At 67.2% G+C, this 24,292-nt stretch carries 12 protein-coding genes, 1 other RNA gene and 1 pseudogene; 3 read left to right on the forward strand and 11 right to left on the reverse strand.

What is annotated here, in order from left to right:
• Positions 1-140 precede the first annotated feature (140 nt).
• Entirely contained in the window at positions 141-1,151 is a 1,011-nt protein-coding gene (locus tag KIH78_RS02670; RefSeq protein ID WP_219131106.1) for a LacI family DNA-binding transcriptional regulator, read from the forward strand.
• A gap of 52 nt (positions 1,152-1,203) precedes the next feature.
• On the opposite strand, the gene KIH78_RS02675 is transcribed toward KIH78_RS02670, so the two are convergent.
• The 7 genes from KIH78_RS02675 to ffs all read right to left on the reverse strand — a co-directional run bounded on the left by KIH78_RS02675 (position 1,204) and on the right by ffs (position 12,085).
• The gene (locus KIH78_RS02675; protein WP_219131107.1) at positions 1,204-2,598 is read right to left on the reverse strand and encodes a zinc ribbon domain-containing protein; all 1,395 of its coding nucleotides are present in this window, start codon (positions 2,596-2,598) and stop codon (positions 1,204-1,206) included.
• Positions 2,599-2,788: 190 nt separating this feature from the next.
• Positions 2,789-3,940 (reverse strand): DNA polymerase III subunit delta', encoded by a 1,152-nt coding sequence (locus tag KIH78_RS02680; protein WP_219131108.1) that lies wholly within the window; start codon positions 3,938-3,940, stop codon positions 2,789-2,791.
• Positions 3,937-4,713 carry a dTMP kinase gene (tmk, locus tag KIH78_RS02685; protein WP_219131109.1) on the reverse strand — a complete coding sequence of 259 codons (777 nt, stop codon included), beginning with the start codon at positions 4,711-4,713 and terminating at the stop codon, positions 3,937-3,939. The genes KIH78_RS02680 and tmk overlap by 4 nt, the downstream gene beginning before the upstream one ends.
• A gap of 136 nt (positions 4,714-4,849) precedes the next feature.
• Positions 4,850-7,366, reverse strand: coding sequence for a Cna B-type domain-containing protein (locus KIH78_RS02690; protein WP_219131110.1), 2,517 nt, complete (start codon positions 7,364-7,366; stop codon positions 4,850-4,852).
• 168 nt (positions 7,367-7,534) lie between these two features.
• Positions 7,535-10,573, reverse strand: a complete 3,039-nt coding sequence (gene topA / locus KIH78_RS02695) for a type I DNA topoisomerase (RefSeq protein WP_219131111.1) — start codon at positions 10,571-10,573, stop codon at positions 7,535-7,537.
• Positions 10,574-10,614: 41 nt separating this feature from the next.
• Entirely contained in the window at positions 10,615-11,916 is a 1,302-nt protein-coding gene (locus KIH78_RS02700; protein WP_219131112.1) for a phosphatase PAP2 family protein, read from the reverse strand.
• Positions 11,917-11,988: 72 nt separating this feature from the next.
• An RNA gene (gene ffs, locus KIH78_RS02705) (signal recognition particle sRNA small type) lies at positions 11,989-12,085 on the reverse strand.
• A 162-nt stretch (positions 12,086-12,247) separates the two neighbouring features.
• On the opposite strand from ffs, the gene KIH78_RS02710 reads away from it, so the two are divergent.
• Positions 12,248-14,611: a transglycosylase domain-containing protein gene (locus KIH78_RS02710; RefSeq protein WP_219131113.1), complete on the forward strand. Its 2,364-nt coding sequence runs from the start codon at positions 12,248-12,250 to the stop codon at positions 14,609-14,611.
• Positions 14,612-14,882: 271 nt separating this feature from the next.
• On the opposite strand, the gene leuA is transcribed toward KIH78_RS02710, so the two are convergent.
• Positions 14,883-16,802 carry a 2-isopropylmalate synthase gene (leuA, locus tag KIH78_RS02715; RefSeq protein ID WP_214311675.1) on the reverse strand — a complete coding sequence of 640 codons (1,920 nt, stop codon included), beginning with the start codon at positions 16,800-16,802 and terminating at the stop codon, positions 14,883-14,885.
• Between the two features lie 331 nt (positions 16,803-17,133).
• Between leuA and KIH78_RS02720 the strand changes: the two genes are divergently transcribed.
• Positions 17,134-18,588, forward strand: a complete 1,455-nt coding sequence (locus KIH78_RS02720; RefSeq protein WP_219131114.1) for a metallophosphoesterase family protein — start codon at positions 17,134-17,136, stop codon at positions 18,586-18,588.
• 632 nt (positions 18,589-19,220) lie between these two features.
• Here KIH78_RS02720 and KIH78_RS02725 read toward each other — a convergent pair.
• From KIH78_RS02725 to KIH78_RS10860, 3 genes and pseudogenes are all read right to left on the reverse strand, one after another.
• A complete protein-coding gene (locus KIH78_RS02725; RefSeq protein ID WP_219131115.1) occupies positions 19,221-20,789 on the reverse strand; it encodes a PASTA domain-containing protein in 1,569 nt (522 codons plus the stop codon).
• A 1,020-nt stretch (positions 20,790-21,809) separates the two neighbouring features.
• Positions 21,810-23,981 carry a PASTA domain-containing protein gene (locus KIH78_RS02730; RefSeq protein WP_219131116.1) on the reverse strand — a complete coding sequence of 724 codons (2,172 nt, stop codon included), beginning with the start codon at positions 23,979-23,981 and terminating at the stop codon, positions 21,810-21,812.
• A 183-nt stretch (positions 23,982-24,164) separates the two neighbouring features.
• Positions 24,165-24,233 (reverse strand): annotated as a pseudogene (locus KIH78_RS10860) (zinc-ribbon domain-containing protein); the annotation flags it as partial.
• Positions 24,234-24,292: the final 59 nt, after the last annotated feature.

The following is a 24,292-nucleotide window of genomic DNA, read 5'->3' on the forward strand; positions in this document are numbered from 1 at the left end:
GAACCCCCCTATTCCTAACGGTTTCGCCGCCCTGCACTACCATGTTGTGCCGGGCGGCGAAATTGTTTTCGCACCTCGTATGCCGCATGACACCACCGCATATGAACCCACGCACATACGCATAAAGGACTTGAACGCACATGGCCAGCCGGGCGTCGAAATCCCCCAGTTCCATCCTCGAGGTCGCCAATCGGGCGCAGGTCTCGACGGCCACGGTCTCGCGCGTGCTCTCCGGACGACGCACCAAGGACGACGAGATCGCGCAACGCGTACGCAAGGCCGCCGCGGACCTCGACTACTCGGTGAACTACGCGGCCAGCGCCCTCCGATCCGACGTGACGAACACCATCGGTCTGGTCATCCCCAGCGCATCGGACAACTTCTGCGCCGGGCTCCTCGACGCGCTGGAACCCGTCGTCGACAGGGACAGCCGCCAGCTTCTCCTCGGCATCGCCGCCGACGAGGCCGCCCAGGTCGACCGCATCGAATCGTTGTGCTCGCGCAAGGTGGACGGCCTCATCACCGTCACCTCGGCCGGTGCCGACCTGTCCGAGACGTTCGACAAGTACGCCGACTCCATCCCCATCGTGCAGGTGGGCGGACGCCAGCGTTCCTTCCGCACCAACATGGTGTCCATCGACGAGAACACGGCCATGGAGGCCATCATCCGGCATCTGGCCGAACAGGGCGTCGAATCGGTGGCGTATCTGGCCGGCAAGGAGGTCTCGTTCGAATCGGCCGAGCTGTTCGCCATGTTCCACACGCAGGTGCGCGCCGCCGGTCTCACCACGCAGAGCGAGTGGAATCGGTTCGGCGACCGCACGGTGACGCGCGGTTTCGACTGCACCATCCGCCTGTTCGGCGAGCGCGGCCATCCGGACGCGATCGTCTGCGCGGACGACACCATCGCGTTCGGCGTGATGATGGCCCTCCACGCGCTCGGCATGAACGTGCCGGAGGACATCAAGGTGGTGGGCTACAACGACTCCCCCATCGCCTCCGCCTCGCTGCCCACCATGACCTCGGTGCGTCCGCCGTACGCGCGCATCGTGTCCGAGGCGCTACGCCTCATCGAGGCGGGACCCGGACATCCGAGCCACGTCTCCCTGCCGCCGCAGCTCATCGTGCGCGTCTCCAGCACGAAGCGCTGACCGGCCGAGGCCGACCGACCAGCGTAGGACGGACGCGGACAATCGCAGCGGGTCAGCGTCGCGCCGGCGGCACGGACGTCGGATAGGCAGCCGGCGCCGCGGACGGATACGCGGACGACGCCCCGACGAACGGCCCCGCGGGAACGCCGGACGGCACAGACGGCACAGACGCACCCCGCGACGCCTTGGATACGCCGACCAGCATGACGATGACGACGACGAGGACGACGAGGAAGAACGTCACCCCCAGCCAAGCGCCGACGCCGCTGAACGGCAACACCTGCCTGGAGTACTCATCGGTGGTGATTCGCCCCTGCCGCAGGCGATACAACAGCTGTTGGCCCGCGATGGCCGTCCAGACGCTCGCCACCTGCAGCACGGCTCCGATCACCAACCCCGCCAGCGGGGCGATATGCCAGCCCGTGCCGGTGGCACGGCGGAGCCTGCCGCCCAGCACCATCATCGGCAGGAACACGCCGATCAGCAGCATCAGCGCGTTCAGCGCGGAGTACAGATTCGAGCCCACCAGCCACGCCTCCGACTCCAGACCGTGCGCCACGCCGTCGAACACATCCGCGAGCAGGGTCACGATGGAGACCACGAAGACGATGAGCACCCCGGCACGCGTGTCGTCGCGTCCGCCGATCCCCGCGCCGGCACGGTCGGCCTTCGCACGGGAGGACGCGACGAGCAGCAGGACCGTCATGACGCACAGTCCCACGCCGAGCAGGATGGTCGCCGCCACATACGTCGGATCGGGCATCGCCGACCTGAGCGCCACGCACACCATATACAGCACCGTGACCACGAACGCCGGCACCAGACCGTTGCCGCGCACACGCCGGCCATCGGCCGTCAGCGACAGCAGCAGCGCCAACGCCATGTACAACGTCAGCCCGGCACCTAGGCCGTTGACGACCGAGGAGAACACCATGCCGCCCACGCTCGGCGAGCCGGGGAACAGCGCGAAACCAAGAAGCGTCAACGGCGTGTACAGCATGCCGAACACCGCGCCCACCAGCATCAGCACCAGCGGCACGCGCGCGGCGCGCAGAGCGGAGACGTCCGGCACCACAACAGCGGCACCGACACCCGCCCCGCCGGCCTGCGTCCCACCGGACGGACGCGATTGCGGCGGCTGCGGCATCGTCGCGCCATACCCGGCCGCAGGGGTCTGCGGAACCGTCGGAGCCTGCTGCGGAACCGGCGGAACCATCGGAACCTGAGCCGCCTGCGGAACCTGAGCCGCACCCCAGATCGGCACCTGCGGCGCCTGAGCCGGCGACGTTCCCCGCACGGGCGTCGGAGCGCCCGGCACACCCATCATCCCCGGCGCACCCGGAACGCCCGGCACACCCGGTGCCGCCTGCGGCAACGGGCTCCCGCATGAACCACAGAACAGCACGTCATCGGCGCATTGCGCACCGCATCGCGTACAGACCTTCATATCCACCCCTTCCACTGGTGAATGCCGGTACCGTCCGCATGGCCGTCACCCCAACACTGCGCCGACCAACCACTACGGCGGGAGACGGCGGACCCCACGGACCTTCCGCCTCCATGCTACGCCGCCCGCGTCACCGCCCGCGGCATCCGCACCATCCGCGTCACCGTTTGCGTCACCGCCCGCGCCCGCCTCACGGAATCAGCGCACAGAACAGCGCCTCGAACACGAGCGTGGGGTTGCCGTTGCCCATGAGGCGTCTGCGGGCGCGCGCCACCTCGTCGAGCCGCGCGAGCGCGCCTTCGCGGGAGAGCCGAGCCGCGAGCTCGGTGATGGCCGCCCGGTTCTCCAGGTTGATGAGGCCCACCGCGTCCTCCGCACCGTTCTGCAGGACGGTCACGTCCCGGTAGACGGAGGCGATGGAGTTGAGCGCGCGGTCGAGCACGTCGCGGCTGCGTCGGGTGGAGCGGCGTTTGAGCTCGTCCTTCTTGCCGATGGCGTTGTAGGCGCCGCGCAGTTTCGGCGGGATGCGGTCGTCGGGGCCGAGCCCGTTGATGCGGCGGAAGTCGGCTTCGGCGCGCGCGGCCTGCCCGGCGACGTCCACTTCGGCCTGCGCCTTGGCGTTGCCGATGAGTCTGCCGGCGAGAATCACCGCGTCGGAGGCCTTGGCGAGTTCGAGCACGCCCACCACGAGTTCGTCGCGGTCGGTCATGACGCGTTCGTCGGTGGCGTACAGTTTGGCGATGCCGATGTGTCCTTCGGCGAGCCGCGCCGCCCGTTTCGCGATCTTCGGCTCGGCGCCCACGCCCGTCTCCAGGTACCGGGCCACGGCGTCGGCGCCGGGCACGGCGAGGTTGACGATGCGCGTGCGCGAGCGGATGGTGGGCAGCACGTCCTGCGCGCTGGGGGCGCACAGCAGCCAGATGCAGTGTTCGGCCGGCTCCTCGATCTCCTTGAGCAGCACGTTGGTGGTGCGTTCGAGCATGCGGTCGACGTCCTCGATGATGATGATCCGCCATGGCGCGGTGCTGGGCATCTGTTCGGAGACGCCGATGAGCTCGCGCACCTCGTCGATGCCGATGGTCACCTTGTCCGTGGCGAGGATGCTCACGTCCGGATGCGTGCCGGCGAGCACCTGCCGCGTGACCTTGGTGGGTTCGTCGCCCATGCCGTGGTCCGGGCTCTCGAGCGCGGCGGCGAACGCCTTGGCCAGGTTGGAGCGGCCCGATCCGGGAGGGCCGCAGATGAGCCATGACTGCGCGATCTGCTTCGGGTCGCCCAAAGTGATGGTCTTGAGTTGTTCCACGACCGGCTGCTGGCCGATGATGCCGTCCCATACGCTCATGCGGTCGCCTCGTTTCCGTCGTGGGTTCCGTCATGGGTTCCGTCGGACGCGGCGCCCGACGCGTCCGCACCGTCGCCACCATCATCGCAGTCATCGTCGCCGTGCAGCAGCGCGTCGACGTCCCTGCGGATGGCGGCCCACACGTCGTCGATGGTGCGGCCGGCGTCGATGACGCGGAAGCGTTCCGGTTCGGCCGCGGCGAGCGTGAGGAACGCCTCGCGCGTGCGGCGTTGGAAGTCGTCGCCGGCCGATTCCATGCGGTCCTCATCGTGGGTGAGCCGCGTGTGCGACTGCGTCGGGTCCATGTCGAGCAGGTAGGTGCGGTCCGGCAGCAGGCCGTTCGTACCCCACATGCTTAAGGAACGGATCTCGTCCGCCGTGAGTTCGCGGCCGCCCGCCTGATAGGCGAGGGAGGAGTCGAGATAGCGGTCGGTGATGACCGCTTCGCCGCGGTCCAATGCCGGCCGGATGATTTCGGCGACGTGCTGGGCGCGGTCGGCGGCGAACAGGAGCGCTTCGGCGCGCGGCGCGATGTCGGCGCCCTGCGCGGCGTCCCCCGTTCCGTCACCGCCGTCCGTCGCCGTCTCTCCGTCCGCCACGCCGACGCCGTGCAGCAGCAGACGGCGGATGGCCCGGCCGAGCGCGGTGCCGCCGGGTTCGCGGGTGGTGACGACGGTGCGCCCCTGCGATTCGAGGTAGGCGCGCAGCCGTTCGACCTGCGTGGTCTTGCCCACGCCGTCGACGCCTTCGAAGGAGATGAACAGTCCGGTCATGTGCCCCACTGTATCCGCTGCCGGCGATGGGACCGCACGATGGACCCGCGTGACCGGCCCGCATACGGCGATGGCCGTGGCGTCAGGCGATGCATCGCTCCGACGCCACGGCCATCATGCCGGTTCCGTCGTGCCGTCAGCGGCGCACGCGCGTCGCCGCGAGCGCGGCGCCGGCGAGCAGCAGGCCAAGGGCCGCCGCCGCGACGATGGCCACGGCCGAGCCGGTCTTGGAGAGCTGCTTCGGCTGGTTCGGCTTGCCGTTGCCGCCCGTTTCGCCGGGCTTGTTCGGCTCGGAGGACTTCACGTAGGTGTTGGTCAGCGTGAAGGTGAAGTCGCCGTCGACGTTGGTGGATTGGCTCACCGAGGCGGTGTAGTCCTTGACCGTGCCGACCTCCTTGACCTCGTACTTGGCGAGCGCCTTGCCGTCCGCCTGGACGGGGTCGTCGCCGGCGATCTTCTGCAGGTCGGTCCAGGTGACGGTCCAGTCGTTGTCGGCGTTGAGGGTGGCCTCGTCGATCTGTTCGCCGTCCTCGTAGAGGGCGACCTTGACCGACTGCGGGCGTGCGCCGGCCTTGTCGCCGTCGTCCTTCCACACCTTGGTGGCGGTGACGTCGATCTTCGGGAATTCCACCGGGTATTCGCCGAAGATGACGGCGCCGTTGGCGCCGATGCCGCCGCCGCGTTCGGCCGTATTGTCGGAGATGACGAGCTTGGCCTTGGATTGGGCCACCTGCTTGCCGGTGTCCGTGGTGACGGCCTGGAGGGCCAGGTCGTCCTTGGACTGCACAATGCCGCCGCGCTTGGCCTTGGCCTGTTCGGCCGGGGTCATGGCGTCGTAGCGCTTGGTGGAGGCGTCGGGTTCGCCCAGCCAGTAGGCGGAGTCCTTATGCTGCTTGATGGCGCCGTCCTGGTACCAGCCGATGAGCCAGTTGCCGAGCAGACGGTTGCTCAGGTACACGCCTTCGTTGAAGGTTTTGGAGACGGAGGCGACGTCGGCGCCGGCGGCGGTGTCGTAGCCGGTGGAGCCGTCCGTGGCGGCGGTGTTGTCGAACACGGCGCCGCCGTTGCGCACGGCGCTCTTGAGGTCGCCGGTGGGGCACAGCCAGATGCCGCCGCCGAGCACGGTGGCGGTGTTCTTGGTGACGAGTGCGTCCGTGAGGGTGAGCACGTACGGTTCGGTGCTCACGTACACGCCGCCGCCCTGTTCGGCGAAGTTGCCGGAGATGGTGCCGCCGGTCAGCGTGACCGTGTCGGTGGCGATGTACACGCCGCCGCCGGTGCCGCTCGCCCATCCCTTGACGCTGACGGCCTTGTTGCCAGCGATGACACCGCCCTTCATGGTGAAGCCCTCACCTTCGAAGCCTTTCTGGTATTCGGGGTAGCCCTTAAGCCACTGGTCGTAGGCGGCCGGGTCCTTGTCCCTGTTGGGTCGACGGTCATTGGCGGCGTAGTCGTCGCTGGTGGCGATGCCGCCGCCCATCGGGCCGATGTTGCCGGTGATCTTCGCCTCGCCGCTCATGTCGAGCTTGACGGGCGCGGAGCCGCGGCTGAACAGGGAGATGCCGCCGGAGTATGCGGCGCCCTTGTTGTCCGCGATGGAACCGCCGGTGAAGGTCATCGTGACGGTGGATTTCGCGCTGTTGCTCAGCGGATAGCCCACGAGCACGGCGCCGGCGAGGGAGCCGGTGTTGCCGGTGATGGCGCCGCCGGTCATGGTGAACGTGGAGGCGCCGTCCGGATAGATCCACACCGGGGCGTGGAATCCGGCGTTGTTCGGGTCCTTCCAGGTGTCGCCCGTCAGCGAGCCTTCGCCGCTGGTGAGGTCGTTCCTGGAGATCTCGCCGCCGGAGAGGTCGAACTTGGCGCCGCCGGAGACGAACACGGTGGCGCTGCCGAGGGACATGCCCTCCTTGTTGCCGGTGATGGCGCCGCCGGTCATGGTGAAGGAGGCGTCCGCGCCTTGGGCGAGGACCACGCCGCCGGCGTTCGCGACGCCCTGCATGTACGCGGTGCCCATGGTGTCGGCGCCGGTGATCGTGCCCTGCTTGAGGGTGAAGGCGCCGTTGGTGCGGATGATGCGGTACTGCGGCTGCGCGCCGGTGCCGTCGAGGGTGAGGTGCGCGCCGTCGAAGGTCAGGGACGCGCCCTGTTCGACGGTGATGACGCCGCTGCCGTATGCGGGCAGGTCCTTGTAGGTGATGGCGCGCGCGGTGCCGTCGTCGGTGAACGTGATCCGCTTGCCGGCGGGGATGGCGAGCGGCTGGTCGAGCGCCACGTCGGCGGTGAGCGTGAGCGTGGCGGGCGTGCCGTCCTTGACGGCGGCGATCTCCGCGGCCAGGTCGGCGGCGGACGTCACTTTGCCGTCCACCGGCTCGTCCGCCGCGGCGGCCGGGGCGTCGGCCTCATCGGACTGCGCCTGGGGTGCCGCCTGGGCGCGCGGCGTGGCGGCGGCCTGCGGGCCGTTCGCGCCGTATTCCGCCGTGAACCGGCTGACGAGCCGTTGCGCGTCGATGACGGATATCGCGGTATCGGAACCGGCCGCGGTATTGTCCGCGGCGCTGGCGCCGGCGGTCAAAGGCGCCAGCATGGCCACCGCGGAGACGAATCCCACGCAGGCGGCGGCCAGACGCCTGCGGAACATCGTTTCGGACATTGAAAATCTTCCTCCCGTCCGCGATGTGCGCGCGACCCGCATTCGGGTACACTTCAGGCATCATCGCGTCTAGGAGGAGACGCTATCTATCCGTGCATGGTTGAGCATGACCCCTACCCCGAACCCTGCCATCGGGGGCGTGTTCCACGAGGAACGAGGGGCCGGCCGCTACTTCCTCTTCGGCTTGGCGGGGACCACGGCGGGCCGGACGAAGCCTTCGTTCGCGGTGAGCCAGTCGACGTCCGCCTTCACGGTGGAGGCGGTGGAGCCGATCTTCTCCGCGATGCGCGTGTTGGCCCAGCCCTGTTCGGCGAGCTTCCTGACTTCGGCGCGGCGTTCGGCGCGCTTCGCCTCGACGGGGTTCGTCTTCGCCGTGGCCTTGGCGCCGCCCTTGCCCTTCGCCGCCGAACCCTTGGCTCCCGAACGCCCGCCGCGGCCACGCTTCGTGGCCGGGCCCATCGCCCGCTTCTCGGCGAGGATGCGGAACGCGTCAGCCGGTTCGATGGTGGCCGGATCGTATTGACGCGGCAGGGTGCGGTTGGTCTCGCCGTCGGTCAGGTACATGCCGAAGCGGCCTTCCTTGATGACGACGGGCTTGCCGGATTCCGGATCGTTGCCCAGCGTGCGGATCGGCGGCTTGGCGGCGCCGCGGCCACGGCCGCGGAACTTCGGCTGCGCGAACAGGTCCTTCGCTTGGTCGATGGTGACGGTGAAGATCTCGTCCTCGGAGCCCAGCGACCGGGTCTCGGTGGAGCCGTCCGCCTTCGTCTTGGTGAGGTACGGGCCGTAGCGGCCGTTGTTCGCGGCCACGTGGGAGACGGAGATCTCGCCGGTCTCGGCGTTCGTCTCCTCGTAGGAGCCGACTTCGCGCGGCAGGCTCAGCAGTCTGAGCGCGTCCTCGAGGGTGAGCGACTCCGGCTTCATCGTCTTGAACAGGCTCGCCATCTTGGGGCGCGGTCCGTCCGCCTTCTTCGAGCCGCGCTTCGTGGTCTTCGCGGGTTTGGTCTCGGCCTTCGCCGCGTCCGCGGCGGCGTCCGCCGGCGGGACGAGCGCCACGTAGGGGCCGAACCGTCCGTTGCGCACTTCGACGGTGCCGCCGGTGACGGGGTCCTTGCCGAGTTCGCGCGGGCCGCCGGAATGGTTCTCGATGAGGTCGCGGGCCACGGCCACGGTGAGTTCGTCGGGGGCGATGGTGTCCGGCAGGGAGGCGCGCTTCGGGTTGCCTTCCGCGTCCGTGTGCGCCATGTCCTCGAGGTAGGGGCCGTAGCGGCCGACGCGCACGTGCAGGCCGTCGCCGATGTCGATGGTGTTGATGGCGCGCGCGTCGATCTCGCCGAGCTGCGCGACCTGCTGCTGCAGGCCCTCGTGCGCCTCGTCGGCGTTGTGCGCGGCGTCCGCGCCGGAACCGAAGTAGAAGCGGGTGAGCCAGTCGCGGCCGGTCTCGCGGCCGTGGGCGATCTGGTCGAGGCCGTTCTCCATGTCCGCAGTGAACTGGTAGTCGACGAGTTTGGGGAACTTGGTCTCCAGCAGCTTGGTCACGGCGAACGCCAGCCAGGAGGGGATGAGTGCGCGGCCGCGTTCGTACACGTAGCCGCGGTCAATGATCGTGGAGATGATCGAGGCGTACGTGGACGGACGTCCGATCTCCTTCGCCTCCAGGGTCTTGACGAGCGAGGCCTCGGTGTATCGGGCCGGCGGCTGCGTCTCATGGCCGTCCGCATGCACGTCGGTGGCGTCGAGCCGCTGGCCGGTGGCCATCGGCGGCAGGGACGCGTTGTCGTCGCCCTTGGCCGCATCGCCCTTCGCACCGTCCTTCGGCGACGCCGTGCGATGGCCTTCACCGGTGGCCTTCATGAAGCCGGGGAATTCGATGACGGTGCCGGACGCCTGGAAGATGGCCTCGCCGGACGCGCCGGTCGGCGCGGACAGCTTCACCGTGGCGGTGGAGCCGGTGGCGTCGGCCATCTGGGAGGCGAGGGTGCGCTGCCAGATGAGCGTGTACAGCTTCAGCTGGTCGCCCGGCACCTTGGCGGCAAGCTCGTCCGGATCGCGGAAGCGTGCGCCGGCCGGGCGGATGCATTCGTGCGCCTCCTGCGCGCCGGCGGTCTTCGTGGCGTACTGCTTGGGGGCGTCGGAAAGGAACGCCTTGCCGAAATGGTATTCGACGGACTGGCGCGCGGCCGCGATGGCCTCCTGGGAGAGCGTGACCGAATCGGTACGCATGTACGTGATGTAGCCGTTCTCGTACAGGCCCTGCGCGGCGCGCATCGTGGCGCGCGAGCTCATGCCGAGACGGTTGCCGGCGGTCTGCTGCAGCGTGGACGTGGTGAACGGCGGCAGCGGGCGGCGGCGGTACGGCTTCGACTCCATCGAGACCACGGTGAACGCGGCCGTGCGCAGCGCCGCGGCGATGGCCGTGGCGTTCGCCTCGTCCAGACGGCACACGTTGCCGGTGAATCCGTCGGGCGTGAGCCTGCCGTCGGAACCGAAATCCTTGGAGCCGGCGAGACGCCTACCGGCGAGCGACGTCATGCGCGCGTCGAAGGCGACGGACGCGCCTTCCGCGCCGGGTGCCTCGAGCGTGGCGGTCACATCCCAGTAGGGGGCGCGCACGAACGCCATGCGCTCGCGTTCGCGTTCGACGATGAGGCGCGTGGCGACCGACTGCACACGTCCCGCGGACAGGCCCGGCCCGACCTTGCGCCACAGCACCGGCGACAGCTCGTAGCCGTAGAGACGGTCGAGGATGCGGCGGGTCTCCTGCGCGTCGACCATGTCGGCGTCGACGTCGCGCGTCTGCATGAGGGACTGCTGGATGGCGTTCTTGGTGATCTCGTGGAACACCATGCGCTTGACCGGCACCTTGGGCTTGAGGGTCTCGACGAGATGCCATGCGATGGCCTCGCCCTCGCGATCCTCATCGGTGGCGAGGTAGAGCTCGCTGGCGTTCTTCAACGCGGATTTGAGCTCGGAGACGGTTTTCCGCTTGTCGCCATCGACGATGTAGTAGGGCTTGAACCCGTTGTCCACGTCCACGCCGAACTTGCCGTACCGGGCCTTGTCCGCCGCGGGCACCTGACTGGGTTGGGCGAGATCGCGGATGTGACCCACCGATGCCATCACGGTGTAGCCGTCCCCCAGGTATCCGCCGATCTTGCGGGCCTTGGTGGGAGACTCCACGATCACGAGCTTGGTGCCGTTTGCCATGACCTCTCCTTACCTGCTCCTTTATACGTGCTGTATCTTACTCACGACTGTCGGCCGGCGGCGCGGCGGGCTCCCCTCGCCGGCGGCGCGGGCGGCGCGCCCACGAGCCCCAGACGGGTGAGCGGCGCGGCGGTCAGCTGGCGCAGCGCGGCGACCAATCCCACGGTGAGAAGCGTCACACCGGTCAGCAGGATCACGCTCCCCCACACGGCGCCGGCCTTCGCCCATTGCGCGCCCATCGTCAGGCCGGGCGTGACCTGCCAGATCACGTACGAGGCGTACAGGCACGCCATGACGCCGGCGGTGACGGTCACGGAGGACAGCACCTGCACGCCGGCGGAGGAACGGCGCTGCCCGGGCCGGTCCATGCCGGACGTACGCGTGAACGCGAGCGCGAGCATCGCGACGCCGCCGATCAGCAGCACCGCCATCGCGGCGTCGGACGGACGATGCCACTGCCCGTACACGACGGACAGGGCCGCGAACCAGGTCCACGCCATCGCCAGCAGGGACGCAGCCCAACGCCATCCGCGCGAGACCGCGCACACCAGGGCGAGCGCGGCGGCCACCGCCAGCACCACGTGGCCGGACGGCGCGGACGAACCGTCGGTGATGTCCGTATGGATGATGAACGGGCGGGGCAGCACATGCTTCAACTCGGCGAGCCCCGCGCACAGCACGCCAAACACGGCCAGCTGGCCGAGCAGCCACCACCGGCGGCGCACGCCCGCCACCACGGCCGCGGCCACCGCCAACACGGCGGAACCGGCGGCCACCACCGCATGCGTGCCCGCGGCGAGCCAGCCGAAACCGGAGGAGGCGACGGCGCGGAAGGACGTCTCGGCCATGTCGTCGAGCGACTGGCCGGTCTCCGTGTACACCGCGAACCACCACACGCCGAACGCGGCCGCCACGAACAGCAGGCCGAACACCACGCAGAGTACACGGCTCGAGATGCGGGGGCGGACGGCCAGCAGGGCATCCTCGTCGGCGCGCGCGGCACGGCGGGAACGGGGGCCGGCCGCGGAACCATCCCCGTCGTCGGGGAACAGGGCGGACGGCCCGGACGACTCGGAACCGGCGTCAAACGTCGGACGGACGCCCAACGCGGCGGCCATGTCGCCGGCGTTGTCATAGTCGGCCACGTCCTCCAACGAGGACGGCGCGGAGCCGACGGCCGGAACGGCGCCGGGACGCGGCGCCGGAGGAACCGGAGGAACCGGTGCCGGGACGCCGGGCGCGGACGGCGCCACGGGAGGCAACGGCTCGAAATCATCGACCAGATTCGCGGGGGCGTGAGGGTCGCGGATCCTGGGTGCGGAAGGCTGCTGTTCGTCGCTCATGCACCCCAGAGTAGCCCACACGCATCGACCGGACGCCCACGCGGGGACCGACGCCGTCATCGGAGAGGAAGAATAAGAAAACCTCCACACACCCGCAAGAGGCCGCTTACCCTTGCTGCATTCCTGCCCTGGGGGGATTGGGCGACGTAGCGCCGCGTGGAGGCTCAGACCACTATACACCATGCTTCGACCGCCGGGTGTCGGACGGGCGGGCAAGGCCGGCGGAACGCACCGCGGGTTTGTGAGGATTCCACGCAAAAAGCGCACGCGTTCACGTTCACACGGCCGAAAACAGGCCCCTTGTTCAGGGCATGTGGTTACGGTGGAGGGCATGGTTTCACATTCTCGTCGCGCACGAAGGAACGCCAAGGGAACGGCGGAGCGCAAGCCGGCGGCCCGGCACTACCGCGGAGGCAACCACCGCGTCAAGGGCGGCCGCGGACCGAAAATGAAGGGACGCAGCAGGCATCTCGTCCTCAAATGGGTGCTCGGCATCCTCGCCGCGCTGCTCGCCTGCGGCGTCGGCGCATTCGCATACCTGTACATCACCACCGAGGTCCCCTCCCCCGAGAAGATCGCGCTCGCGGAGAACACCACCGTCTACTTCTCCGACGGCACCACGCAGATGGGCACGTTCTCCGAACAGAACAGGGACATCATCAGCTGCTCGGCGCTGCCGGACTACGTGGGCAACGCCATCGTCGCCTCCGAGAACCGCACGTTCTACACGGACCGCGGCATCGACCTGCGCGGCATCGGACGCGCCCTGCTCAACAACGTCACCAAAGGCACGCGTCAAGGCGGCTCCACCATCACCCAGCAGTATGCGGAACGCTACTATCTGGGCGAAACCACCTCATACCTGGGCAAGCTGCACGAGGCCATCCTCGCGTTGAAGATCGCGCAGTCGCAGGACAAGAGCCAAGTGCTGTGCAACTACATGAACACCATCTACCTGGGCCGCGGCGCGTACGGCATCCAGGCCGCCGCCAAGGCGTACTTCGGCAAGGACGCGAAGGACCTCACGCTCGACGAGGCGGCCACGCTCGCCGGCATCATCCCCTCCCCCTCCTCCTGGGATCCGGCGCAGAACAAGTCCATGGCGCAGGAACGCTTCGCCCGCGTCATCAAGATCATGCGCGAGGACGGCTACATCACCGCCAAGCAGGCCTCCGAGGCCGCCATGCCGGACACCGTGGAATACAGCCAGCAGGACATCTACAAGGGCACCAACGGCTACCTGCTCACCATGGTGCGCAACGAACTGGTGAACCGCAAGGCGTTCACCAAGGATGAGCTCGACACGGGCGGCTACAAAATCGTCACCACCATCGACAAAAGCAAGCAGGACCTCATGCAGCAGGTGGTGAGCCCCGCCTCCAACGGCATGCAGGGCACGGTGCCCGACGGCATGCAGTTCGGCGCGATGAGCGCCAACCCCAAGGACGGCTCGATCATCGCCCTGTACGCGGGCGACGACTTCCTCACCAAGCAGCTCAACAACGCCACGCAGGCCCAGTACGAGGTCGGCTCCACCATGAAGGCGTTCGCGCTCCTCGCCACCGTGCAGGACGGCGTGAGCCTCGACACCGTGTTCAACGGCAACTCGCACCGCACGTTCCCCGGCATCAGCGGCACCGTGAACAACGTGGACGGCGAGAACCTCGGCTACATCAACCTGTACCGGGCCACCGCCATGTCGTCCAACACCGTGTTCATGGACCTGCAGACCAAGCTCGGCACCAAGAAGATCGCCCAGACCGCGCGCACCGCGGGCGTGCAGAGCACCGCATTGGACGGCTCCGAACCGTACACGGTGCTCGGCAACAACGCGCTCACCGTGGAGGACATGACGTGGGCGTACGCCACGCTCGCCAACCAAGGCAACAAGCCCACGCTGCACATCGTGGCCAGCGTCAAGGACGGCAAGGGCGAGGAGCTGTACAAGGCGCCCACCGGCACAGAACGCGTGTTCGAGGCAAACGACGTGAACCTCGTGACGAAGGCGCTCACCGGCGTGGTGCAGTCCGGCACCGCCACCGAGGCGCGCGCCATCAAGCACAACGTGGCCGGCAAGTCCGGCACGTCGAACAACGGGTATGCGGCGAGCTTCGTCGGCTACACGCCGTCCGTGGTCTCCGCGTTCGCCATGTGGTATCCGGACGCGAACGGCAACCCGCAGGAGATCCCGGCGTTCGGCCGGTGGACCGGCCGCTCCGACTACCCGATCCACCTGTTCACCGAATACATGAAGCAGGCGTTGAACGGCACCACGAACGAAACGTTCCCCACCGCGAAGGACGACGGCAAGGTGGGCGGCTCCGACGGCACGTGGGGGCTCGGCTACGGTTCGAAGAGCGGTTCCGGCTCCTCGTCCGGCAGGACGAACGAAGGCGATTCGTCGTCCGAAGCCGGCTCCGGTTCGGGCAGCGGTTCCGGGTCCGGGTCCGGCGCGTCCGGTTCCGGCGGTTCGGGCTCCGGTTCGGGCAGCGGTTCCGGCACGGGCACGGGCGGATCCGGCAATGGCTCCGGTTCGGGTTCCGGCAGCGGTTCCGGCTCCGGCACGTCCGGTTCGGGCGAGAGCGGCGGCTCCGATTCCGGTTCCGGCGAGAACGGCGGTTCCGGCTCGAACGGTTCGGAGGGTTCCGGCTCCGGGACGGGCAACGGCACCTCCACCGAGAGCGAATCCAAGTGAAGTCCAAGTGATCTGAATGCGGGTCGGCGCCCGCGGCGCGACGGCCTTCCGGCCGTTCGTTCCGCGGGCGTCGTCGTATGTGATCACGTGTCTTCGTATGTCCTGCGTATGTCCGGATACGCAAGCATACGGTCGATGGCGTTGGGTGGGCCGGCGCACGCCGGCCCACCCAATACGCGAGATACGCGAAAGGCCTGCCGTCGCCTCCCGAATCGCATCGGGAGGTGACGGCAGGCCTTCGTCGTGTTTTGGCCGACGGCTCAGCGACGGCTCAGCGACGGCCGGCGTTGGAACGGTTGATGGCGGAGATGATCGCCTTCAGGGCGCTCGTGGTGATGGAGGAGTCGATGCCGACGCCCCAGATGATCTGGGATTCGGCGTCCTCGCCCACCTGGCATTCCACGTAGGAGGCGGCCATCGCGTCCGTGCCGACGGACATGGTGTGCTCCACGTAGTCCATGACGGACGCCTCGATGCCGAGGTTCGCGATCGCGTTGAGGAACGCGGCGATCGGGCCGTTGCCCACGCCGGAGACCTCGCGGATGTGTTCCTCGTCCTTGCCGACGTTCACGCCGCGGTCGAGCACGCGCGCCTTGAGCACGGTGTCGGAGCCGTCCTCGCCGGAGGAGACCGCCACCTTGAGCAGCTTGAGGCGGCCCCACGGGGCGAGCGTCTCGTCATGCGTGTCGCCGACGATCACGCCGGCGGCGGTCATGCCGGACTGCTCGACCGGCAGGTACTCGTCCTTGAAGAGGCGCCAGATGTCCTCGTCCTTGACTTCCTTCTTCGTGTCGTCCGCGTACTTCTGGACGATCTTGTCGAACTCCACCTGCAGGCGCTTCGGCAGGTCGAGGTTGTGGTTCGTCTTGAGCAGGTAGGCCATGCCGCCCTTGCCGGACTGGGAGTTGACGCGGATGATCGCCTCGTACGTGCGGCCGATGTCCTTCGGGTCGATCGGCAGGTAGGGCACGAGCCAGACGAAGTCGTCGAGGTTCGCGCCGGCGCGGTCGGCGGCCACCTGACGGGCCTCGAGGCCCTTCTTGATGGCGTCCTGGTGCGAGCCGGAGAACGCGGTGAACACGAAGTTGCCCGCGTACGGGTGACGCTCGGAGATCTTGATCTGGTTGCAGTATTCGACGGTCTTGCGGATCTCCGGCACGTTGGACAGGTCGAGCTGCGGGTCCACGCCCTGCGTGAGCAGGTTGAGGCCCAGCGTGACGAGGTCCACGTTGCCGGTGCGCTCGCCGTTGCCCAGCAGACAGCCTTCGACGCGGTCGGCGCCGGCCAGCACGGCCAGCTCGGTGGCGGCCACGCCCATACCCTCGTCGTTGTGCGGGTGCAGGGAGAGCACCACGGCGTCACGGTCGTCGAGGTTGTTGGAGACGTACTCCACCTCGTCGGCGAACACGTTCGGCGTGGTCATCTCCACCGTGGCCGGCAGGTTGATGATCATCGGATGCTCGGGCGTCGGCTTGATGACGCCGATCACCGCGTTGCACACCTCCACCGCGTACTCCGGCTCGGTGCCGGTGAACGATTCGGGGCTGTACTCGTAGTACAGGTCGATGCCCTTGGCCTCGCCCTCGAGATGCTTGCACAGTTCGGCCGCGTCCGTGGCGAGCTTCTTGATCTCCTCCTTGTTCTTGCGGAACACGACCTCGCGCTGCAGCACGGAGACGGAGTTGTAGAAGTGCACGATGGCGCGCTTGGCGCCCTTGAGCGCCTCGTAGGTGCGGCGGATGAGATGCTCGCGGCACTGGGTGAGCACCACGATGGTCACGTCGTCCGGGATGAGCTCACGTTCGATGAGCATGCGAATGAAGTCGAAATCGGTCTCCGAAGCGGACGGGAAGCCCACCTCGATCTCCTTGAAGCCCATAGAGACGAGCAGATTCCAGAAGCGCAGCTTGCGCTCGGAGTCCATCGGGTTGACGAGCGCCTGGTTGCCGTCACGCAGATCCACGGAGCACCAGCGCGGCGCGCGCTGCAGCTTCTTGCCCGGCCACGTGCGCTGCGGGTAGTCGAACGGCACCTGCTTGTCGTACGCCACGTACTTGTTGTACGGCATCGAGCTCGGCTTCTGCGGCTCGCCGATGAAGCGCGCGGGAGGCAGCAGCGGGTCGTTGTTCCCTCCGTTGGACGCAGCGGCCACAGCCGCGAGATCGAATACCGATGATTGATCCTGACCCATCGTTCCTCCTTTGCTTGGCATCTGGCCGCTCCCACGGCCACCGATTCATGGCGCGCGCCCCTCCCCAGGCCGGACGGCCGCGGGCGACTGCGCGTTTACGCGCATGTAACATGCGCAACTTCCCATCCTACCTACGTCGCATCCCAACGCCTCGCCGGTCTCACTATCCATCGCACGACACCATCGGCGGGGAACGGACAGGCCGGACGCGACGCACGGCATCGGCCGATATCGCACGGCATCGAACGTCGCCGGACGTCATCGGGCGGGACCGGAGGCATCGTCCCACGCGCCCGGCCGAAGGACCTCACGCACGGCTACCATGGAAGCCATGACGCTGCGTTTCCGTGACGACGGCACGTTCCGCGTGCTGCAGATGGCCGACATCCAGGACAAACCCGAAGTCGACCGGGACACCATCCGCCTCATCCGAGAGGCCATCAGGGCCGCAAAACCCGACCTGGTCGTGCTCACCGGCGACCAGATCCGAGGCTACGACCCCGCCTACATCGACACGTTCCTACGCCGCCGCGGCGAACAGCCGGGCGCGCGCGTGCGCCTCGTCACCGAAATCGAGGCGAAGCTGCAGGGCGTGAGGCGACGCATCGCCGAACGCCACAACCTCCACGTGCCGCCCACCGCGGACATCGTCACCATCGACGACCTCATGGACGAGACGCGCGCCAAAGTGCGCCGCACGTTCGCCGAATTCCTCGGACCCGTCGTCGAAGCGGGCGTGCCGTTCGCCGCCACCTACGGCAACCACGACTTCCAATGCGGCATCCTCGCCGACGAACAGGACGACATCTACCGCGAATTCCCCGGATGCCTCAACCCGGCCGGCGCCGACGGCGACGGCGACGGGACCACGGACGCCACCGGACGCGGAGGCGGCACCCCGCTCGCACTCGAACCGGGCACGTTCGCACTGCCCGTCGAAGCCTCGGACGGTTCGGGACGCATCGCCATGAGCGTGATGATGGTCAACTCCGGCGACTACGCCGACAAGGACACACCCGCCGAACGCGACGCGCAATACCCGCTGTACGCGACGAACCCGCGTCGGCTCGACCTGGCCGATTCCGACGGCTACGGCACGCCCTCCCCCGAGGCGATCGCATGGCTGGGCGACGTGCAGCGCGCACTCGGCGAGCGCAACGGCGACGGCAGGCCCGTGCCGGCCATCGCGTTCCAGCACATCCCGCCGCAGGAGTTCTACGACGTGCTCAGGGAAGTACCCGCATGGACACCGAACGCCGTCGAAGGATCACGCACGTTCGCCGGACGCTGCTACGTGCTGGACGAAACGAAATGCCGACCGGGCTCACGCTTGGGAGAGGCGATCGGCTGCGCCGACGAGAACGTGGGCGAAGTGGATGCGATGCGTGAAGCCGGCGGCTATTTCGCGCTGTTCTGCGGACACGACCACAAGAACGCGTTCGTCGGGCATGAGGACGGCATCGACCTGGGCTACGCGCCCACCTGCGGATTCGAATGCTACGGGCCGAAATCACGGCTGCGCGGCATTCGCCTGTTCGAATTCCACGAGGATGCGCCGGCCGCATACGAGACGCGCATGCTCACCTGGGGCGAGCTCGTGGGCCGATACTCCGGCAACGAGCTGCGCGTCTGGTTCGAGGACCATTGCGTGACCGGCGCGGTGAGCCTGCGCGACCAGCTGCGCCGGCCCGCGACCTTCGCCACCGTCGTGGCGCTCGCCGGAGCCTTGGGGTATGCGCTCAGCGCGCCCGTGCGGCGGGTATTGCGGCGCCCGCGGCGGCGTTGATTGTGCTGTGGATGGCGCGCTGACGGCGTTGTGTAGGTCCCGGAACGACAGAAAACCCACTCTCAGTGCTCCGGGCCACACTTGGGCGTGCCGGAGTGCCCCCGGAGCGCTGGGGACTCCTGTTTTGACGTTCCGGACCAACAGGCCCTGGGCCGGAACGTACGGATAGCCCCATCCTGCGTTCCGGTGCCGCAAATACTGGACCCGGAACGCGGAATCAGGCCACATCACACGTTCCGGACCAAAGGTCCCTGGGCCGGAACGCCCAGGACCTCCATCTTCCCGCTCCGGGGCCACACCACAGCGCGCTGCAGCACACCACAGCGGCCCCGGAGCGCTGGGGACTCCTGTTTTGACGTTCCGGACCAACAGGCCCTGGGCCGGAACGTACAGACAGCTCCATCCTGCGTTCCGGTGCCGCAAATACTGGACCCGGAACGCGGAATCAGGCCACATCACACGTTCCGGACCAACAGCCCGTGGGCCGGAACACACCACAGACCCGGAATCACACTCCGGGGCCACGGACGAGCAGCATGGAGCGGGCGCACTGTGCCCCCCCCCCCGCTCGCATTTCGAGGAGACTATTCCCGAAGGTAGTAGACCGAATCGGCCCGTCTCAGCCCGACCGTTCACTGATCCTTAGAAAACACGCCGTATTCGTAGCCGTCATTGACCAACAATGCCGACTGCCATGAGTCGGAGGTCACGCGACCGTTGGCAATCGCCAGCGATTCCGTGACCGATGCCTTCGTGTTCATGGATGAGAATGGCGTCCCGGCCGGATACCAATGCCACGTACCGCAGGGGCTCGGACCGCTGTCCCATTGGTTCTCATCGGGTTTGTCGAAACCGAATGCCTTGACATCACAGGGCATGTCGTATCCGCCGGCGTCGTTTTTCGTGATTGAGGAGAATCGTCCGTGGAACGGATAGCTGATACGGGGAGCCGTCGCAACAGGAAGGTCGGAGTTCCCGTCGATCACCCTATCCTCGCCCGTGAAGGTGCCGTCCTTGTTCACCGTCATGAAGGTGATGCTTGATCCGTCTCCTGAACTGTAGAACGTATATGAGCCGGCGATGTTCTTGAACAGCGTCGCGTCGGTCTTTGTTCCGGACGATTCGCCGGATTTGTCGCTTGCGCCGGTCGATGTTCTGCCGGTCGTACCGTTCACATCCGCATCAGGCAGTGACGGCCAATCGTAGTCGCCCTCCGATTCCACGAGATAGTACGCGTCCGCGTCGCTCGGCGCCGGCTTGAACTTGACCATATCGTTCTTTGTATACGACCACACGTTGAACGGCACGAACGGATTCGGCGCTTCGACATCGGAACGCGTCGCCGTGGTGTTGTCGTACAGTTTCGGATTGCGATACAGCAGGAACGGACGATCCGTGTCCACCTTCTTTTTCTGCTTGGCGGTCTTCAACGCACCTGCATCGAAATATCCGTTGCTTTCCAGCTCGTCCAGTTTCGAACCCACCGGTACGACGAGGAAGAAGTCCTGCATCCGGTATTCGGCTTTGCCAGAGCAAGGAGATTCGTCATAGCCTTCCTGCCTGACTCCATTACACCAATAATTGGTCAAACTCTCAAAAGGCATCTCTTCAAAGGCCCCGACATCTTGCTTCAGAAGGAACGCGTCGTCCTCGCAATAGGGGTCGCCCATATTAGTACATGCGGTCAGAGAGCCATATTCACCATAATCCACGCCGTCACGCCCTTGTTGATAAAGCACGTCCCCCGGCCCCAACTCGGCTTCTCTCCCATCCAGCGTGATGCAATCGCCATCATTCCTGCACCACGTTCCCGCGACGACCGCCGACGATCCGGTCATCTCATAGCCGCCGGTTTCCGGCGAATCATAGGAGAACACCTCATGCACCTGATCCGCGCCGACGCCTTCATACAGGACGACTCTGCCGCCCTTGCTGACGGCCGAGCCGGGCGTCGGGCTGGTTCCTGCGACCTTGCCGATGTACCGCTTGGAGGAGAACCGCTGTTTGATGGTCACGTCGAAGCCCTGCGCCCGCAGGGTGGAACGCGCCGTGTCCACGTCCTCGCCGATGATGTCGGCGCCGACGCCAGTGCCTTCGGTCGCGACGCCGATGTAGATGTCGCGCGACCCCGTCGTCCCGTCGCCGTCCGATGTGTCTCCCGACGTCTTGTCCGACTCGCCGTCCGTGTTCACTTCGTCCACGCCGTGTCCGGGTTCGGGCCATGTGGCGACGACGGTTCCCGCCGGCGTCTTGTCCGTGTCCGTGACGATGACCTGCTTGTAGTGGACGGGCACGCCCATGCCGTTGAACGTCTTGACGACCTTCGACGCCTTTTTGCCGACCGTATCCTTCGGCACGCCCGGTCCGGCCGACTCGCGTACCGTCACCGTGCTGCCCGCCTTGATGCGTTGTCCTTCCTTCAGCCCTTGGTAACCGAGGAACGCGCCCCGCGGTTCACCCGTGAACTCCTGCACGGTCTTCGACTTCAGTCCCTTGTCCTTCAGCGCCTCCGTCACGGCCTTCGCCGTGACCGCGGACTTCTTCGACTGCTTCGCGCCGTCCGTTCCGGCGGCGAGGCTTGCGACATCCGGCAGGCTCCTGCCGCCCCACAGTTCCGCCCGATACGTCAGGAACGCCGCCACGACGCCCGCAACCAACGCCAGCAGCACCGCAATCGCAATGATCCACGGCAGCCGCCTCCGCCGCACGGCAACGCCCCGATCATCGCCGCCATCGCCACGACGGCCGCCATCGCCCATCCCATCCGCGGCACCGCCACCGGGCACGGGAGGCATCGGCACCGGCGGCGCACCTGACGGAAGAACCGGCGCGGCATCGGCGACGGTCGCATCATACTGCAATGCCGGCGCCGCGGGCATCGGCACCGCAGACGCCGCCGGCGGCAACGGCACCGAACCAGGCAACGGCACGGCCGGGCGACCCGCCGCGCCGATGCCCCCACCGGGCAACGGCACGCCCGCACCCGGCACGCCCGGACCAACACCCGGACCGGCGGCCGGCGTCCCCGCATCTCCCGCAGGGCTCAGCGCACCCCCGCACCTCTCGCAATACCTGGCGCCATCCGTATTGTCCGCACCGCAGTTGCCGCAATGCATATCGAGCCTTCTCTCCCTACTTCTTCCGTTCCCAATCTTCCACATCGGCGTGCATGACGGTTCACGTCGGTCGTCTATCGCCGGTGACTCTGGAATGTGGCCTCATCACGACATGCGCAGGAACAACGCGCCGGATCCGTGGTCGCTGGCGAGCGCCACGTCCTTGCGGTCCGTGCTGAACCCGCCGACGCCCCACGCGCCAGTCTCGTCTCGTATCTCACCGAATGTGGTGCCACCGGAATACCAACGCCATGTGCCACATGGGGCCATGCCGCTGCCCTTCAACGCCAACGAGTCACCGCCGCCTTCGACCTTGAGGGATTTCGCGTCGCATTGGAGCGTGTACCCGGTGTCGGTTTCCTTGATGGAGGAGAACCGTCCGGTGACGTTCACCGTGGTGGAGGGCGTGTCGTAATTGAGATGTGCGACGTTCTCGTCGTTCGCCACGGTGTAGGCCGCGTTGAACGTGCCGTCCGGGCGCAACGTCAGATCGGTACGGGAGATGGCTGCGCTGGGCCATGAATACTCGCCCGCCACTTGCGTGAACATGGCCTTCGAGTCCACCGAACCGGCCGAGCTTCCCGAATCGCCCGAATCGGAACCACTCGAATCGGACGAACCGGACGAATCCTTCACGCCCGAAACCTTCGCATCAGGCAGCGAATCCCAATCCAAGTCCCCGTTCTGCTCCACCAGGTAGTACACCGTGGCGTCGCTCGGCGCAGGCTTCATCTTGACCAGATGATTCACGCCGTTGTCGTCCCCGGGCACGAACGGATTCGCCGAGGGGTCCACATTGTCGTCCGCGGACACCGACGTCTCCTCATACTGGCTTGGGTCGCGCATCACGATGAACGGGCGACTCGTGTCCACGGCCTTCTGCTTGTTCGCGGCGGCGAGCGCCGACTTGTCGAAGTAGCCGGAGTCCTCCAACGCCTTCAGGTCGGAACCGACCGGCACGTACACCAGGAAGTCCTCCATCCTGAACGTGGCTCCGGAATCGTGCACCGGTGACGTCATGTCCGAGAAATCCGGGACGCGGACCGTGCCGGCATCGCAATACATACCGGGACCGGGGTCAAGCACCTCATCGCCGCAATAGGCCATGCCCACGCCCGCATATAGTTCGAACATGCCCCAATCCTTGGTGAACAGATGGTTCTTCATCGGCGATTCTCCGTCGACGAGGCCTTCGCCTGACAGCGGTATCACATTCTGCGTGTAGCTGCCGATCGTCAGCTCGCTGTCCTGCGCCCCTGTCGTTCCGCCGTTGAGTTGGGGCAGACCGAGATCGTCCTCGCCCAACGTCAGGCAATCCTTGGACGTGTCCCGCACCGTGCTCCGGCAATATGTGCCCACCATCGGAGAGGGGTTCTCCTTGAGGATCGTGACGTCCGAGAGCCGCTCGCTGAACAGGTCCATGTTGCTCGACTTATCCACGCCGTAATACAGCGTGACGGATTGACCGGATTCCAGCGGGCTGCCCGGCGCCGGATCGCTTCCGCTGATCTTGCCAACATACTGCTTCGATGAGTAATGCGGTTCAAGATCCACCTTGTGTCCTTGCGATTGCAATCGCTTGGCCGTCGTATCCTTGTCGGTGCCGAGGATGTCGAATCCAAGGCCGTCGCCTTCGGTCGCGACGCCGATGATGATGCCTGACTCCGCATCATCCTTCGATACCGGTTGTCCCGGCGACGGGGACGTCTCCACCACCGACCCGTTCGGATATTGCTTCGTATCGTTGATGATGACTTGCTTGTAGTGGACGGGCACACCCATGCCGTTGAACGTCTTGACGACCTTCGACGCCTTTTTGCCGACCGTGCCTTTCGGCACGCCCGGTCCGGCCGACTCACGCACCGTGACGGTGCTGCCCGCCTTGATGCGTTGTCCTTCCTTCAGCCCTTGGTAACCGAGGAACGTGCCCCGCGGCTCACCCGTGAACTCCTGCACGGTCTTCGACTTCAGGCCCTTGTCCTTCAATGCCTCCGTCACGGCCTTCGCCGTGACGGCCGATTTCTTCGACTGCTTCTCGCCGGCCGTTCCGTTCGTTCCGGCGGCGAGTCTTGCGACATCCGGCAGGCTCCTGCCGCCCCACAGTTCCGCCCGATACGTCAGGAACGCCGCCACACCGCCTGCGACGGCGAGGACCAGCAACGCGATGACGACGATGAGGAGCGTCTTCCTCCCACGACCGCGTTTGGCCGGTCCGCCATCGGCGGCCGATGCGGCCGGACCATTCGGGCCCTGCGAAGGGCCAGGTACGGGTGGCATCCCCGGAGGCACGACGGGCGCACCCGCTTCGACGACGGTCGCATCACCCCGCGGAACCGGCGGAACCGGCCTCGACGTATGCGCACTCGCAGGCGTCGAAGCCGCCGCAGGCACAGGCGCGCCACCCGACGCGCCGGGCGGCAACGGCACCGGCGGCACCGCACCGGACGAAACCGGCATAGCCGCACCGCACTCCGTGCAGAACCGCACGCCATCATCGTTCACGGCGCCACATCGCCCGCACGTCGTCATCGTATCGTCCTTTCACTCACTGCTTTCACTCACTTCAACGCCGCAACCGCCGCGGCCGG

This window comes from Bifidobacterium saguinibicoloris (assembly GCF_019331725.1).
GTDB classification, from domain to species: Bacteria; Actinomycetota; Actinomycetes; order Actinomycetales; family Bifidobacteriaceae; genus Bifidobacterium; species Bifidobacterium saguinibicoloris.